General features: G+C 60.9%; 17 protein-coding genes. 6 read left to right on the top strand and 11 right to left on the bottom strand.

What is annotated here, in order from left to right; all coding sequences use genetic code 11:
• Positions 1 to 9: 9 nt before the first annotated feature.
• Complete coding sequence (locus AB4Z13_RS10435; RefSeq protein WP_439017085.1) at positions 10 to 957, bottom strand: aldo/keto reductase; 948 nt, start codon at positions 955 to 957, stop codon at positions 10 to 12.
• A 177-nt stretch (positions 958 to 1,134) separates the two neighbouring features.
• Here AB4Z13_RS10435 and AB4Z13_RS10440 point away from each other — a divergent pair, with 177 nt between their 5' ends.
• Entirely contained in the window at positions 1,135 to 2,121 is a 987-nt protein-coding gene (locus AB4Z13_RS10440) for a Gfo/Idh/MocA family protein (RefSeq protein WP_439017086.1), read from the top strand.
• Here the strand turns inward: AB4Z13_RS10440 and AB4Z13_RS10445 are convergent.
• A complete protein-coding gene (locus AB4Z13_RS10445; RefSeq protein ID WP_310379637.1) occupies positions 2,118 to 2,507 on the bottom strand; it encodes a GtrA family protein in 390 nt (129 codons plus the stop codon). The two genes, AB4Z13_RS10440 and AB4Z13_RS10445, sit on opposite strands and share 4 nt — an antisense overlap.
• The gene (locus tag AB4Z13_RS10450; RefSeq protein ID WP_310379635.1) at positions 2,504 to 3,499 is read right to left on the bottom strand and encodes a glycosyltransferase; all 996 of its coding nucleotides are present in this window, start codon (positions 3,497 to 3,499) and stop codon (positions 2,504 to 2,506) included. The genes AB4Z13_RS10445 and AB4Z13_RS10450 overlap by 4 nt, the downstream gene beginning before the upstream one ends.
• A gap of 156 nt (positions 3,500 to 3,655) precedes the next feature.
• Between AB4Z13_RS10450 and AB4Z13_RS10455 the strand changes: the two genes are divergently transcribed.
• Positions 3,656 to 5,503, top strand: coding sequence for a hypothetical protein (locus AB4Z13_RS10455; protein ID WP_439017298.1), 1,848 nt, complete (start codon positions 3,656 to 3,658; stop codon positions 5,501 to 5,503).
• An 11-nt stretch (positions 5,504 to 5,514) separates the two neighbouring features.
• Here AB4Z13_RS10455 and AB4Z13_RS10460 read toward each other — a convergent pair whose 3' ends face one another.
• Positions 5,515 to 5,757: a hypothetical protein gene (locus tag AB4Z13_RS10460; RefSeq protein ID WP_112541918.1), complete on the bottom strand. Its 243-nt coding sequence runs from the start codon at positions 5,755 to 5,757 to the stop codon at positions 5,515 to 5,517.
• 578 nt (positions 5,758 to 6,335) lie between these two features.
• Here AB4Z13_RS10460 and xseA point away from each other — a divergent pair.
• Positions 6,336 to 7,916: an exodeoxyribonuclease VII large subunit gene (xseA, locus tag AB4Z13_RS10465; RefSeq protein ID WP_439017087.1), complete on the top strand. Its 1,581-nt coding sequence runs from the start codon at positions 6,336 to 6,338 to the stop codon at positions 7,914 to 7,916.
• Positions 7,917 to 7,918: 2 nt separating this feature from the next.
• Entirely contained in the window at positions 7,919 to 8,509 is a 591-nt protein-coding gene (locus AB4Z13_RS10470) for an NAD(P)H-dependent oxidoreductase (protein ID WP_439017088.1), read from the top strand.
• Here AB4Z13_RS10470 and AB4Z13_RS10475 read toward each other — a convergent pair whose 3' ends face one another.
• Positions 8,510 to 9,007: a MarR family winged helix-turn-helix transcriptional regulator gene (locus tag AB4Z13_RS10475; RefSeq protein ID WP_439017089.1), complete on the bottom strand. Its 498-nt coding sequence runs from the start codon at positions 9,005 to 9,007 to the stop codon at positions 8,510 to 8,512.
• Positions 9,008 to 9,088: 81 nt separating this feature from the next.
• Here AB4Z13_RS10475 and AB4Z13_RS10480 point away from each other — a divergent pair, with 81 nt between their 5' ends.
• Positions 9,089 to 10,012 (top strand): EamA family transporter, encoded by a 924-nt coding sequence (locus tag AB4Z13_RS10480; RefSeq protein WP_439017090.1) that lies wholly within the window; start codon positions 9,089 to 9,091, stop codon positions 10,010 to 10,012.
• Here the strand turns inward: AB4Z13_RS10480 and AB4Z13_RS10485 are convergent.
• The gene (locus AB4Z13_RS10485) at positions 9,960 to 11,213 is read right to left on the bottom strand and encodes an aminopeptidase (protein WP_439017091.1); all 1,254 of its coding nucleotides are present in this window, start codon (positions 11,211 to 11,213) and stop codon (positions 9,960 to 9,962) included. The genes AB4Z13_RS10480 and AB4Z13_RS10485 overlap by 53 nt on opposite strands.
• Before the next feature lie 127 nt (positions 11,214 to 11,340).
• Entirely contained in the window at positions 11,341 to 12,024 is a 684-nt protein-coding gene (locus AB4Z13_RS10490; protein ID WP_439017092.1) for a glutathione S-transferase family protein, read from the bottom strand.
• Between the two features lie 101 nt (positions 12,025 to 12,125).
• Between AB4Z13_RS10490 and AB4Z13_RS10495 the strand changes: the two genes are divergently transcribed.
• Positions 12,126 to 12,569 (top strand): MarR family transcriptional regulator, encoded by a 444-nt coding sequence (locus AB4Z13_RS10495; RefSeq protein WP_113321770.1) that lies wholly within the window; start codon positions 12,126 to 12,128, stop codon positions 12,567 to 12,569.
• Here AB4Z13_RS10495 and ybaK read toward each other — a convergent pair whose 3' ends face one another.
• The 4 genes from ybaK to AB4Z13_RS10515 all read right to left on the bottom strand — a co-directional run bounded on the left by ybaK (position 12,570) and on the right by AB4Z13_RS10515 (position 15,374).
• Entirely contained in the window at positions 12,570 to 13,043 is a 474-nt protein-coding gene (gene ybaK, locus AB4Z13_RS10500) for a Cys-tRNA(Pro) deacylase (RefSeq protein WP_439017093.1), read from the bottom strand.
• 3 nt (positions 13,044 to 13,046) lie between these two features.
• Positions 13,047 to 13,397, bottom strand: a complete 351-nt coding sequence (locus AB4Z13_RS10505) for an ArsC family reductase (protein WP_439017094.1) — start codon at positions 13,395 to 13,397, stop codon at positions 13,047 to 13,049.
• Between the two features lie 70 nt (positions 13,398 to 13,467).
• Positions 13,468 to 14,247 carry a phosphonoacetaldehyde hydrolase gene (gene phnX, locus AB4Z13_RS10510; RefSeq protein WP_439017095.1) on the bottom strand — a complete coding sequence of 260 codons (780 nt, stop codon included), beginning with the start codon at positions 14,245 to 14,247 and terminating at the stop codon, positions 13,468 to 13,470.
• Positions 14,244 to 15,374, bottom strand: coding sequence for a TIGR03364 family FAD-dependent oxidoreductase (locus AB4Z13_RS10515; RefSeq protein ID WP_113321766.1), 1,131 nt, complete (start codon positions 15,372 to 15,374; stop codon positions 14,244 to 14,246). The genes phnX and AB4Z13_RS10515 overlap by 4 nt, the downstream gene beginning before the upstream one ends.
• Between the last annotated feature and the right edge of the window lie 62 nt (positions 15,375 to 15,436).

Below are 15,436 nucleotides of genomic sequence, written 5' to 3' on the forward strand. Positions count from 1 at the left end.
CACCTCGTTTCAGGCGCCTACCTCGTCAAGCAGCGCCATTGCCTCGTCGGAGAGCTTGAGCGTTGCCGATTTCACCAGGCTTTCAAGCTGCGAAAGGCTGGTAGCACTGGCGATCGGCGCCGTCACGCCCTTCTTGCGCAAGAGCCAGGCGAGAGAGATTTCCGCCGGCTTGGCGCCCGTCTCGGCCGAAACCTTGTCGAGTGCCGCGAGAATGCGCATGCCCTTGTCGTTGAGATACTGGGCAACGCGGCCTTCGCGGGCCCGGCCCTCCGTATCCGCCTTGCTGCGGTATTTGCCGGACAGGAACCCGGCTGCGAGGCTGAAATAGGTGATGACGCCGATATCGTCCTTCACGCAGAGATCGGCAAGCGGGCCTTCAAAGCTCGAACGCTCATAGAGGTTATATTCCGGCTGCACCGCCTGATAGCGCGGCCGGCCGGCCTTGTCCGCGGCGTCGAAGGAGGCCTGCAGCAGGCTCGCATCATAGTTCGAGCAGCCCACGGAGCGGATCTTGCCCTGTTCGAGCAGCTTGGCATAGGCGCCAAGCGATTCCTCATGCGGCGTATCGGCATCCGGCCAGTGCGACAGATAGAGGTCGATATAATCGGTCTGCAGCCGGCGCAGCGAGTCCTCAACTGCCTTCAGAATATAGTTGGCCTTCAGCGTCTTGCCCTGCCCCATGTCGGAGCCGACCTTGGTGATGATCACGGCCTTGTCGCGGGAGACCTTTCCCTTCTTCAGCCACTTGCCGATGATCTCTTCAGAGTCGCCGCCCTTATTGCCCGGCACCCAGGCGGAATAGACGTCGGCGGTGTCGATCGTGTTGAGACCCGCATCGAAGAAGCCGTCCAGAATATCGAAGGACGTTTTCTCGTCGGCCGTCCAGCCGAAGACATTGCCGCCGAAGACGATCGGCGAGATCGAAAGACCTGTTTTTCCAAGCCGGCGCATTTCCATGGCGCTCTCCCAAAATGCTGAAGTGATTGAAATCTGAAACGGCAGAACGCCGTCCATCGGTAACCTAGCGCGGAGTGTCCTGGAAGGAAACCAAACTTCCGTGATCGGCCGTCGCGCCATTGCGCCGCAAGAGAGGGCTGAATAAGGTGCGCCCGATGGATTTCAGGAGGACCTTTCATGTTGCGTTTCGGTATACTTTCAACGGCCAAGATCGGCCGGGACAATGTCGTTCCCGCCATTCAGGATGCGGAAAACTGCGTTATTACCGCTATTGCCAGCCGTGATTTTGCGCGCGCCCGTGACATGGCGGACCGCTTCTCCGTGCCGCATGCCTTCGGCTCCTACGAGGAAATGCTGGCGTCCGACGTGATCGATGCCGTCTATATTCCGCTGCCGACCTCCCAGCATATCGAATGGTCGATCAAGGCTGCGGATGCCGGCAAGCATGTACTCTGCGAAAAGCCGATTGCGCTGAAGGCCTCCGAGATCGACGATCTCATCGCCGCCCGCAACCGCAACAAGGTCATCATCAGCGAAGCCTTCATGGTCACCTATTCGCCGGTCTGGCGGAAGGTTCGCTCGCTTCTCCAGGATGGCGCGATCGGCGAGCTTCGGCATGTGCAGGGCGCCTTCACCTATTACAACCGCGACCCCGGCAACATGCGCAACATCCCGGCGCTTGGTGGCGGCGGCCTGCCTGACATCGGCGTCTATCCCGTCATCAGCACCCGCTTCTCCACCGGCAAAGAGCCGTCCTGGGTCCAGGCGATCACCGAGCGCGATGCCGAGTTCGGCACCGATATCTATTCCAGCGTGAAGGCCGATTTCGGCGATTTCGAGCTGAGCTTCTATATTTCCACCCAGATGGCCGGCCGCCAGATCATGGTCTTCCACGGCACCGACGGCTATATCGAGGTCAAGTCGCCCTTCAACGCCAATCGCTGGGGCCCTGAGGAGATCGAAGTGACCAATCGTGGTCATAACGAATCCCAGATCATCCGTTTCCAGGACAGCCGCCAGTACAGGTGCCAGGCGGAAGCTTTTGCCCGCGCTGCTGCAGGCGAAAAGGAAGAGATCGTTACGCTGGAAGATTCCAAGCTCAACCAGAAGGTCATCGACGCCATCTACCGCGCCAGCGAGCAGGATGGTTGGGAAGCCGTTTAATTTTTCTCGGCTTTGCCGCGGAAGACGAAGCGGGAATAGCCGAAGAAGCTGAAGAACATCGACGCTGCGGTCGCGAGCACCATCGCGACAAGCGGCTGCAGCGCCGGTAGCGATAGAAGCAGCGCCGAGTAGAGCCCATAATTGACGAGGGCGGCCGTCACGCCGACCGACCCGTAGCGGAAGCCTTCTGCGGCCAGCGACCGGCCTGATCGGTCGAACGTGAAAGTCCGGTTGAAGGCCCATGTCGTCGCCATCGCGAGCGCAATGGCAAACAGCCGGGCGATGAAGGGACCGAGTGGCGTCACGTGCAGGAGCAGCGCAAGCACGCCCGCATCGACGATAAAACCCAGCCCACCGGCGATCGCGAAACGAACGAGCTTCTTCATGCGGCATCCGCTTTCTTGCCATCAAGCGTTATGGCTGAGGTTTTATCCTTTACCGAAACCGGTGCCGCAAGGCTCATATAATGGATGCGCAACTGCTCAGCCCGCGATCGCGCAACGGAATCGAGGATTACACCGGCAGTAAACAGCATGATGGAGATCATCGCCAGTGCCGTCGAAAGCACCCAGGTCGGCATGCGGCTGACGAGGCCGGTTGCAAAATATTCTGCCAGCACCGGCCCCATGAAGCCGAGACTTGCCAGCATGAAGAGGGCGCTGATCGTGCCGAAGAAAGCGAAGGGCCGCGTTTCCTTCATCAGCATGGCAAACATCCAGAGGATCTTGCCGCCGTCGCGGAAGGTCGACAGCTTCGAATGCGAGCCTTCCGGGCGCCTCCCGTAATGCAGTTCCAGTTCACTGACAGGCAATTTCAGCCGCGACGCATGCACCGACATTTCCGTCTCGATCTCGAAGCCGCCGGAAACCGCGGGGAAACTCTTGACGAAACGGCGTGAGAAGGCTCGATAGCCGGAGAAGATGTCGGTGAAGTCAGGCCCGAAGATCGCGCGATAGAGGATGTTGAACAGCCGGTTCCCGAGGGCATGTCCCTGCCGGCCGGCATCGTCATGCACGCCGCGCCGCGTGCCGACCACCATATCGGCCCGTTCCGTCAGCAGCGTCCGCACCAGCTCTTCGGCATCCTCGGGCGCATAGGTCCCGTCGCCGTCGGCGATGATGTAGATGTCGGCATCGATATCGGCGAACATGCGCCGCACCACATGACCCTTGCCCTGGCGCCGCTCGCGCACGACATGCGCGCCGGCGAGCATGGCATGCAACGCCGTGCCATCGGTGGAATTGTTGTCGTAGACATGGATATGCGCATCGGGCAGTGCCGCCCGGAAACCCCTGACGACAGCCCCGATCGTCGCCGCTTCGTTGTAGCAGGGAAGCAGAACGGCAATATCAGGACTTTCGCTGAGCGATCGCGCCATGAGGTTACACTCGTTACAAAGAAACCGCGGCGAATTTACGCCATGCAGCGTTAACAAGCCCCTATAAGAAACGAAAGCTGTCACGTCCCGTGGTTTACACTTTCTTGACAAGCCAAGGCTAAGGTTTGCCCATCACGCAACGACCTGGCTATCATGATGAACGCAGTGCAGCCGATCGCCAAGGCGCAATCCGCATCAGCCAGGACTGGATTCGTCGGCAGTATCCGGCAGATGCTGACGCGTCTCCTGCCATCCGCTCTCATCTACACCGTTATCCTGATCGGCATTATCACCGTCATGAAATATGCCGGAGGTCCGGTCGATTATGTCGGCCCCGATAATGACGACGGCATGCGCTTGGTGGAGGTCAGGGATTTCCTGAACGGGCAGGGCTGGTTCGATCTGATGCAGTATCGGCTCGGTCTGGGGGAAGGCACGCTCATGCACTGGTCGCGGCTGATCGACCTGCCGATCGCTGCGCTCATTCGCTTCTTCGGCCTCCTCCTCGGCCATGATGCTGCGGAAGCTGCTGCACTCGTGGTCTGGCCCCTGTCGCTCGTTTTTCCTGCCATGCTTGCCATGGGCCTTGCCGGCCGTCGTGTCGGCGGCCTTGCCGGCATGCACCTGTCTTTCTGCTTTGCCGGCATGGCGATCTATACTGGCAATCGTTTTGCGCCCGGCGCCATCGATCATCACAATGCCCAGCTCGCGCTCGTCGCGACCATGGTGGCGATGCTCTTCGATGAAAAACAGCGCGCCTGGAACTACGCCGTCGCTGGCGTGTCAGCCGCATTGGCGATTGCGATCGGTGCGGAAACCACGCCCTTCGTTGCCATCTATTGCTTGGTCGTGGCATTTCTCTGGGTCTGGGAAGGCGAGCCGTTCGCCGCCGCCACCAGGGCTTTCGGCCTTAGCCTCGCTGTTGCGATCAGCATCCTCTTCTTTGCAACGGTGCCGCCACAGCACTATTCGGCGGTGACTTGCGACAATCTCTCGCTCGGCTTCTACAGCCTGGCGACGATTGGCGGTGGCATGCTGCTTGCCTCCGCGATCTTTGCCAGCCGTCTCGGCCGCGGCTTGCGTTTCGCAGTGCTTGCGGCGGTCGGTGCCGCCGTTTTCGGTTCGGTTATGGTCATTGCGCCTGAATGCCTGCGCAATCCGCTTGCCGATCTCGATCCTATGCTGGTCGAGCTCTGGCTGCGCAATGTCTCGGAAGCGCAATCCATTCTCGCGCTCAGCCGGACAGATCCCTTTTCCATCGGCGCATTCTATGCGCCTGGCCTGCTCGCGATCGCCGTCTGCATTTTCCGCTCCGTGCAGGGCGATCGCGTGCAGGTCCATCTCGTCCTTCTGGCGCTCTTGAGCGTCAGCTGGGCCGTCGCACTGGTCCAGGTCCGTGGAGCCGTCTTCTCAAACCTCCTGTCCATCCTGCCGCTTGCCTTGCTGATCATCGATGTGCGCCGCATGTCGAACGGCGACAGCGAAAATGCCGCAGCTGCCCTCGTCTATATCGTGACGGTTCTCGCAAGTGTGCCGGCGGTATGGGCCGTCGGCGGCGCGCTCGTCGAGATGCAGGTCAACAAGACAAAGAATGCAGACGAGGCAGAGGGCCCTTCATGTTCCTCCAGGCAGGCACTCGCGCCGCTCGGCGTCCTGCCTGCCGGTCTCGTCTCGGCGCCGTCGGAGATGGGTGTGCCAATCCTGCGCTACACCGCCAACCGTGTTTTGTCGGCGCCCTATCATCGCAACCAGGGCGGCATGCTGACCGAGATGCATATCGGTCTGGCCGAGCCGCAGGAAGCAGAGGCATTTCTGAAGGGAGCGGGCGTCACTGTGCTTGCCTTCTGCCCGGATGATCTGCAGACAAGTGAAATCGCCAGATTGAAGCCCGACGGGCTCTATGCGCAGCTGGGGAAGGGCAGTATCCCTGCGTATCTCGACCCGTTGCCAAAAGCTGCGGGCAGCGGCGTCCAGTTCTTCCGTTACCGGCCGGCGTCGGACTGACGTCCTGTCTTTCAGGAGTGGACGAGCACAGCCCGCAGGCGATCGGTGGTAAAGAGGCCGCCGAGATAAAGCAGCAGGCCGGCATTGTAACCGATGATCGTGTAGAAAAGCGCCAGGAATGAAACCGCACCGCCCGAGACAATCGCGGCGATGGCAAAGGTTACGGCGATCAGCATGGCGACGATTGCAATGACGCCGGCTGAGCGCATAAGGCCAGCGGTGAGGCCCAGGGTGGTTGCTGTCAGGATGATCATGTCGTCACCTCTTCTTCAGGTCGTTTGCGAGGAGCCTAGGGGCCCTCCGCTAACAAAAGTTTATTGGCCACCCTTAATGAAAGCTGCAATTGCAGCCATGGTTACGGATGCGTTCACCTGACGGCATTTCCTCCGGCTTGCGCCGGGCATGCGTTTCGATATAAGTCAACTCTGTTACAGGCTGAAAAGTTCCGTTACTTTCTCATTTACGTAAACGGAACTCCCCCTCAACGGCAACGACGTAGAGCGAAGCAGCATCACGCTGACTATTCGATCGGCGCCTGATCGACTGGTTGTTCGGAAAGAGGGCGAGCCGATACCTATAATGGTTGAACATAGCGACGATGAAAGAAGCGATCCCTCCCGCGCCTTCCATCGGCGGGGAATACTCACTGTCACCAGCATGCTCATTTTTCGGGTCGGTGTTCGCCACTCCCTACGAACGTGAATGATACTAAGATTTTTTTTGGAGTAGCGATATCCCTATTTCTTGGGTCTCCCACCGATTTTTGTATAAAAATTCGCCCTTCTCCTACCCCGACCTTTCCGTTTAGGGGCGATCAAAATAGAAAGGGGGGATGAGCAATGTCTTTGACGGCGATTCGCCTACTAACCTTGCGGAATATTCGGTCTCGGAGCTCTCCGGTTCCATCAAGCGGACCGTCGAGACGGCCTTCGATCAGGTGCGTGTACGCGGCGAGATTTCGGGTTACCGCGGCCCGCATTCCTCGGGCCACGCTTACTTCTCGCTGAAGGACGACCGCGCGCGTATCGATGCAGTCATCTGGAAAGGCACTTTTTCTCGCCTGAAGTTCCGCCCGGAAGAGGGCATGGAGGTGATCGCGACCGGCAAGGTCACGACCTTCCCCGGCTCATCCAAATACCAGATCGTCATCGAGACGCTGGAGCCTGCCGGCGCCGGCGCATTGATGGCGCTGATCGAGGAGCGCAAGCGTAGGTTGGGCGCCGAGGGCCTTTTCGATCCCTCACGCAAGAAGCGCCTGCCTTTCATGCCTAAGGTAATCGGCGTCGTGACCTCGCCGACGGGCGCCGTCATCCGCGATATCCTGCATCGTATCTCCGATCGTTTCCCCGTCCATGTCATCGTCTGGCCGGTCAAGGTTCAGGGCGAAGGCTCTGGCGAGGAGGTGGCAAACGCTATCAACGGCTTCAACGCCCTGGAGCCTGGCGGCGATGTTCCACGCCCAGATGTGCTGATCGTCGCCCGCGGCGGCGGCAGTCTCGAAGATCTCTGGAGCTTCAACGACGAAATCGTCGTGCGGGCCGCAGCCGATAGCCGGATTCCGTTGATCTCGGCTGTCGGCCACGAGACCGACTGGACGCTGATCGATTACGCCGCCGATGTCCGCGCCCCGACACCGACCGGTGCTGCCGAAATGGCCGTGCCCGTCAAGGCCGAGCTTGAAGCCCAGGGTGCAGGTCTCACTGCCCGCCTGCAGGGCTGCATGAGCCGACAGATGGATCAGCGACGCCAGTCCGTCCGTGCTCTGATGCGCGCCCTGCCGTCACTCGATCAGCTTCTGGCGCTGCCCCGCCGCCGCTTCGATGAGGCGGCCACTGGCCTTGGCCGCGGGCTGGAGCTCAACACCATCAACAAGCGCCGCGGTTTCGAGCGTGTCGCCTCACATCTGCGGCCGGACGTGCTGTCCAACCGCATCACAGAGCGTCGGCAGCTCCTGAACGAACGTATGGCCCGGGCCGAACGCACCGTCGAGCGCCTGCTAGACCGCTCGAAGTCTCGCATCGAACGCGCAGAGGCCATCCTCGCCTCGCTTCCGGCCCGGCTGAAGACACAGACCGACCGCGGTCGTGAGCGCCTCGGCAACCTCTCGCGTCATGCCGATACGGCAATCCGCCATCAGCTGACGCGTGCCCGCGCCGAGCTTTCCGCGCAGGACCGCGTTCTTCAGTCTCTCTCCTACAAGAACGTGCTGAAGCGCGGCTATGCCGTCATCCGCGATGAGGATAACAGGCCGGTCTCGCAGGCATCAGCACTCTCTGCCGGCCTGGGCATCGCCATTGAGTTCGCCGACGGCCGCGTCGGCGCCATGACGACGGAAGGCGGCGCTGCTCCATCAGGAGCCAGGAAGCGCACGGTCAGGGCCGGCGAGCCACCGAAGCAGGGAAGCCTGTTCTAGCAATGCACATTCTGCTGGTTCTCGCCCATCCGCTGCCAGAAAGCTTTGCCGCTTCTGTGGCGCGGACAGCCCGCGAGGCACTCGAAGCCTCCGGCCATACTGTCGATCTTCTGGATCTCTATGAAGAGGATTTTGACCCGCGGCTGTCCAAGGCAGAGCGGGGCGGCTATTTCGATGTGCCTTACGATACGTCCGCCGTCGCCGGTATCGTTGCACGGCTGAAAGCGGCTGACGGTCTCATTCTGGTTTTTCCGCAGTGGTGGTTCAACTTCCCGGCCATATTGAAGGGTTTCATCGATCGCGTCTTTGCGCCGGGCGTCGCCTTCACCCATGATGCTGCCGGCGGCCGTATCGTGCCGCGGCTCACCAATATCAAGCTGCTCTACGCGCTGACGACAACTGGTTCGCCCTGGTGGCTGGTGCATGTCTACATGGGCAATCCCGTCTGTCGCCTGCTGAAGCGCGGCATCGCCAATTTCTGCGCCAAGCGGTTGAAGTTCCGGATGCTGAGCCTGCACGACATGGACCGCGCGACGGATGCCAGGCGCAAGGCGTATCTGGAGCGCGTCCGCAAGGCGCTCGCCGCCGTCTGATTATTCGAAATCCGACAGGAATTTTTTGAGCAGCCGGTCGAGCTCGGCTTTGTCGTCGGCCGTCAGGTTGCGCGTCAGCCGTTGCTGGTTTGCGACATGCGCGCCGACCGCTTCTTCCACCGTTGCCAGACCCTTCTCGGTCAGCGCAATCAGCACGCTGCGCCGGTCTTCGGGGTTAAACAGGCGCTCCACGAAGCCGGCCTTTTCCAGCTGGTCGATCCGGTTCGTCATCGTGCCGGAACTCACCATCGTCATGCCGAGCAGCTCTCCGGGCGACAGCCGGTAGGGCGCGCCGGAGCGGCGAAGCGTGGCCAGCACATCGAAAGCGGAGGAGGAGAGGCCGTGCTTGAGCAGAACCGCTTCTACTTCGCGGCCGATATGCGTCGTCAGCCGCTTCAGCCGGCCGAAGATCCCCATGGGTTCGACATCCAGCTCCGGCCGCTCGCGCCGCCATTGCGCCAGGATCATGTCGACGTGATCTGATTTCTCCTTATCCATGCTGCATCGATATCAGAAGGTATCTTGACGTCAAGATAAAACACGTTATTCTGAATTTATCTTGAAGTAGAGATTCTTGAGATGAAGACAAATACTCGATACGTCGCCGATGTGTTGATGACTGCGATTGCGCCCGCCATCTGGGGCAGCACCTATTTCGTCACTACATCCTTCCTGCCGCAGGGCTACCCGCTGACGGTCGCGATGCTACGGGCGCTGCCGGCAGGGCTGTTTCTGCTGCTGATTGTCCGGAAATTGCCGACGGGCATCTGGTGGGGCCGCGCCTTCATTCTTGGCGCACTGAACTTCTCGTTCTTCTGGGCGATGCTCTTCGTTTCGGCCTATCGCCTGCCGGGCGGTGTGGCCGCAACGGTCGGCGCCGTACAGCCCCTGATCGTCATTGCGCTCTCGCGTCTCTTTCTCGGCAAGCCGATCCGCTTCATTGCCGTTATTGCCGGCTTGATCGGCATGGCGGGTGTGGCACTTCTGGTGCTGACCCCGAAGGCGACTCTCGATCCCGTTGGTGTTACCGCAGGTCTCGCCGGCGCGGTCTCCATGGCCTTCGGCACGGTGCTGACCCGCCATTGGCAGCCGCCGGTATCCAGCCTTATCTTTACGTCCTGGCAATTGACCGCAGGCGGCATTCTGCTCGTGCCAGTGGCCATCTTCCTGGAACCGGCGCTTCCTGTGCCGACGACAGCCAATATCCTCGGCATTGCCTATCTTGGCCTCGTTGGTGCTGCCTTCACCTATCTGCTGTGGTTCCGCGGCCTCTCGCGCATAGAGCCATCGGCCGCAGCGTCGCTCGGCTTCTTGAGCCCCGTTGTCGCGACCCTGCTCGGTTGGCTGGCGCTCGACCAGAGCCTGACACCAACCCAGCTTTCCGGCTTTGCCATGGTGCTGGTCAGCGTCTGGCTCAGCCAGCGCAGCCTGATGCCGAAGGCGGCCGTTGTTACGCCCACTCGCCCTGTCGCATTACCGGCACCCGCGAGCCATCAGGCTTGATGCCGTCAATATCGACCTTGTCGGAGCCGATCATCCAGTCGATATGAATCAGGCTGGAATTGCCACCCTGCGCCTTGATCTGCTCCTGGCTCAGCGAAGCGCCGTCGAGGAAGCATTTCGAATAGCACTGGCCGAGTGCGATATGGCAGGAGGCATTCTCGTCGAACAGCGTGTTGTAGAAAAGGATGCCGCTTGCCGAGATCGGCGAGGAATGCGGCACCAGCGCAACTTCACCCAGCCGACGCGCGCCTTCATCCGTATCAAGCACCTTGTTCAACACTTCCTCGCCGCGCGAGGCCTTGGCCTCGATGATACGGCCGCCTTCGAAGTGAACCCGGATATTGTCGATCAGCGTGCCCTGATGTGAGAGCGGTTTGGTGCTGGACACATGGCCTTCCACGCGCAGTGCATGCGGCGTGGTGAAGACTTCCTCGGTCGGGATGTTCGGATTGCAGGTAATGCCGTTCTTCGCCGTCGAGGCGCCGCCATGCCATTCATGGCCGTCGGCAAGGCCGACGGTCAGATCCGTGCCCGGCCCGGTGAAATGCAGCGAGGCGAAACGCTCTCCGTTCAGCCAGGACGAGCGCTTGCGCAGGTTGGCATTGTGCTCGGACCAGGCGGCGATCGGATCAGGCACATCGACGCGCGATGCCGCAAAGATCGCCTTGGCGAGTTTGGCAACGGCGATCGCTTCCGGATCGTCGGGGAAGACGACCTTCGCCCAAGAAGGGTTGGGATAGGAGACGATGTTCCAGTTGATGTCGAAGTTGGAGATCTTCTCCAGCGCCGGCTTATAGGCCGTGGAATTGGCGCGATTGGCGCGGCCGACCTTGCTGGGATCCTGCTCAGAAAGCAACATCGGATTGTCGCCAGCAATGGCGAGGCGGGCGGCACCCTTTTCGTAGGCTTTCGCCATGCCGTCATAAAGCCAGCCGGAAGCCCGATCGAAGCTTTCGTCGCTGCCATACTGGTAGCGGGCAAGCGTCGTCTCCTCGTCGGAATAGAAGGTCGAAACCAAGCCAGCGCCTGAGAGATAGGCGTGTTTGGTGATCAATCGCACCAGCGGCAGCGCCACGACGGGTGCAGTAATGACGAGATCCTGCCCTTGCTGAAGCTGCAGGCCAACCTTGATGGCGACTTCCGCAAGTTTCTCGAGTTTGCCGGGATCGACGGAGCTGTGGCTCTGGGGCATAAACATCATGGGTCAACCTGCCTTCTGATATCTGCGACGGGAGGTGAAAGACTTAGACCCCTTTACGGCGAAAATGAAGCGCGCCGAATCCGATTTGAAGGCGGCCGGATGCATGCCGGCCGCTTGTGCGTGCGCGTCAAGCAGCGGCGGGCAGCCTGAGCAGGATCGAGTCATGCTTCTCGAGGAATTCCATCAGGCGCTGCGGATAGTCTTTGCCAACGGCGCCCCGGACGCTTGCCCGCTCCGACAGCGCCTTGCGCCAGCGATTGACCCGCTCGAGCCCGTCAAAGATGGGGCTGTCGCCGAGTGTATCGAACAGATCGAAGTACCGAAATATCGGCCCAAAGACCGCGTCGACGAGGCTGAAGTTAGCCCCGGCGAAATAGGGTCCCTCCGACAGCGCGCCCTCGATCGTCGCGAATTTGGCGACAAGCGCCTTGTGCTTGGCTTCCAGTTGCGCGGCATCCTGCGCCATCTCATAACCCCAGAGATCGGAAAGCACGGAAGAGCCGAATTCCATCCATCCGCGGTGGCGAGCGCGGGTCAGCGCGTCGGTGGGATGCAGGGCAGCACCCGCCTGCGTTTCCTCCAGATATTCGCAGATGACGCTGCTTTCGAATAACACCTCTTCGCGGCCATCGTCCTCATGTATCCGGAGCAGCGGCACCTTGCCGAGGGGTGAGATTTTCAGGAACCAATCCGGCTTGTCGGCAAGATCGATGTTGATGCACTCGAATGGCACGCCCTTTTCAAGGAGTGCGATCGCTGCGCGCTGCACGTAGGGGCAGAGGTGATGACTGATGAGGGTGAGCCTGCTCATGAAAGTCTCCTGGTGGTTTGCAAGGATCGGCCGGTTTAATATGAATGCAGATGCATCTAATAACGCTTGCGATGAGATTCAAGATAGATGTAGTTGCATTTATGTCTGAGAATATGAAGAAGCCGAGCGAAGCCGTCGTCTCAGCCTGGACGCGCCTCATGCGCGCCCGCGAGCGACTGCTTGGCATGATCGAAGCTGATCTGAAGGCGGCCGGCATGCCGCCGCTTGCCTGGTACGATGTGCTTTGGGAATTGGCACGCTCGCAATCAGGAAAGCTGCGCCCCTATGAGATCGAGGAGCGGACATTGTTGGCGCAGTATAATCTTTCCCGCCTGATCGACCGGCTTGAAAGAGAGGGCTTGGTCGGCCGCGAGATCTTCGCACAGGATGGGCGCGGCCGCTGGGTGGTGATCACTGATGCCGGCCGGCAGCTTCGGGAGCGCATGTGGACCGTCTATGGCAAAGCGATCGAAACTCATATCGGCTGCAAGCTTGCCGAAGGCGAGGCGAAGACGATTGCCGGCCTGCTGGACCGCTTCCTCTGATCAGGCGATCAGCGGCGATGCGGCGGCCTTCAGTGCCTTCAACGCTTCCTTCGGATCGAGCCGCACCTGCAGCCCGCGTTGCCCGCCATTGATATAGACGAGCGGTTCGGCAAGGGCGGCTTCCTCGATCGCTGTCGGCACGATCTTTTTCTGCCCGAACGGGCTGATGCCGCCGACATGGTAGCCCGTCAGCCGCTCGGCGTCGGCCGGTTTCATCATATTGGCCGATTTGCCATGAAAGGCGCTCGCGAGTTTCTTCATGCTGACCTCGCGGTCGGAGGGCACGACCACGCAGACCGGTTTTCCGTCCACCTCCGCCATCAGCGTCTTCAACACGCGATGCGGCTCCTCGCCCAGCGCTTCGGCCGCCTGCAGCCCGACTCGCTCGGCGTTTGGATCATAGTCATAGGCATGAACCGTAAAGGTGACGCCGGCCTGCGTGAGAACCTGGGTGGCACGGGTGGTCTTGGACATGGCTCAGCCCTCGAATGTCCGCGCGTAAATCTCCGGCTTGAAGCCGATCAGCAGCTTGCCGCCGGTTTCCAGTACCGGTCGCTTGATCATCGATGGCTGGTCGAGCATCAGGGCGATCGCCCTTTCGCGGTCGAGATTTTCGCGCGCGGCGTCAGGCAGATTGCGGAAGGTCGTGCCGGCGCGATTCAGCACCGTTTCCCAGCCTGTCTCGTCGATCCATCGTTCCAGATGCGCCCGGTCGATGCCGACGGCCTTGTAATCGTGAAAGTCGTAGGCGACGCCGTGTTCGTCCAGCCAGTTGCGGGCCTTCTTCATCGTGTCGCAGTTCTTGATACCGTAGATGGTGATGGCCATGCCGGTTCGATCTCCCTATTTCTCAGGGGAGATATCACCCTGGATGAAAGCTGCAAACGCCGTCTGGCCCTTATCCCTCGAGCTCTTCGATGAGTGCTGGCAGGTCGGCCACGGTCTCGATGACGTAGTCGGCGCCGGCAGCAATCAGCTTCTCGCCGATCCGCTTGTGCAACTCGGCTCGCGCCTCCGGCGAAAGTGCATCCACCTCTTCAGGCGTCAGACCCGCCTCATTGCCGGAGAGCGTCACGCCAACGGTAACGCAGCCTGCGGCGGCACCCTCGGCAATGCCGGGTTCGGTATCATCGACCTTCAGGACGGCAGAGGCCGGATAGACCATCAGGTCGAGGAAGCATTTGTACATGCCGATCGGCGTCGGCCGGCCAAGCGGCAGATCGTCGGCACAGATCAGATTATCGGGTGCATAACCCTGTTCAGCGGCAAGCGGCAGCACGCGCTCCATAATCGAGCGCGTATAGCCTGTCGTCGAGCCGATCTTCATCTGCCGTTCGCGCAGGTATTCGATCGTCTTGATCGCACCGGGCACCAGCGCGCAGTAATCGGTCACGACAGCTTCGTTGAGCGGCACGAAGAGGTCGTAAACGCGGTCGATGGCCGCCTCGTCCGGAAGCGCGCCTTGTGCCGCCTGCCAGCGGGCGGCGATATGCGGTTCGGCCAACATCGCTGCGATATGCGCACGCTTCGGGAGCCCCATCGGCTTGCGTGCGTCGGCAATCGTCACCTCGACGCCGAACTTGCCGAAGGTGTCTACAAAGGCGCCCATCGGTGCGAAGGAGCCGAAATCGATGACCGTGCCGGCCCAGTCGAAGACCACTGCCTTGAATTGCGTCATGCTGCGCTCCCGTAAAGATCTTCGATGGTTTCCTCGCCGATACCGAAGGCGGTCGAGGCACCGCAGCCTGCCGTCACCACGACGATGCGCAGCGCATCGGAAGGCTTGTCGGTGAACCGCCAGCGGTCCGGGGCGGAGGCATAGGTGCCAATCCAGCGTTCGGTGATGAAGCGACCAGGCAGGTTGAGCACGGCATCCATCTCGTCGAGGGTCAGCCGGTCAACCCGCTCCAGCCCAAAGGGATCGGGCGTTTCGGAGTAATGGTGGCTGTCGCCGACGATCAGCGATCCGTCTTCCGACTGCGTAATGATCAGGTGGATGCCGTTCTCGCGCTCCGGCTTGAATTCCCGGTCAAGCCGCGCCTTCAGGGCGGTCGCCTCAGGCAATTCGGCATAACCGAGATAACGCCCGAGACCGAGATCAGACATGACGGCGGTGCTGAGCGAGACCCGTTGCGCCGGCACGACACGCATCATCTGCAGCTTGCAGCGTGTCACGTTATATGCAGCGATCCGATCCGCAAACAGGCTCTTGAAATCGTCGCCGGGGCAAACAGCCACCGTCTCCGCCTCGATCAGGCCGGTTGACGTCTCGATCCGGGGCGGCTCGACGGCGCTCACTGCTGTCGAGCGGCGGAACTCAATGCCATATTTGACTTCGAGATAGCGGGCGAGCAGCGGAACGGCCGTGCGGGATTCGACCCGCAGTTCATGTGGGCTATAGAGTGTGAAGCGCCCCGCCTCCGGCCGCAGTGCCGGCACAAGCCGCCGCGCCTCCTCGATCGTCAGCCTTTCGCAGCCTTCGCCCATCTCTGTGCGCAGGAAGGCGTCGATCACGGCTTCGGATTCGTCGAGCCTTGCGGCAAGGAGCAGCCCGCGCTGCAGGACGTCGATGCCGGCGTCGTCGACAATCTCGGCCCAGATATCGCGGGCCTGGCGTGCCTTATTCCAGCAGTCGCCGGCCTGCTGGCCGGTCACCGTCACAAAGCCGAAATTGCGCACCGAGGCGCCATTTGCCTGTGCGTCGCGGTCGATAACGACGACCCGTTTGCCGCGCTTTGCCGCCGCCAGCGCATGCGCCAGCCCGACAATTCCCGCGCCGACGATCGCAATGTCGTAATGCGGCATAAAAGCTCCTTCGCAACATGTCTGCAACGGCTTGGCGGATTTTCTTGAAGCCTGTGTGACAG

Source organism: Rhizobium sp. YAF28 (assembly GCF_052113285.1).
GTDB lineage: Bacteria > Pseudomonadota > Alphaproteobacteria > Rhizobiales > Rhizobiaceae > Rhizobium.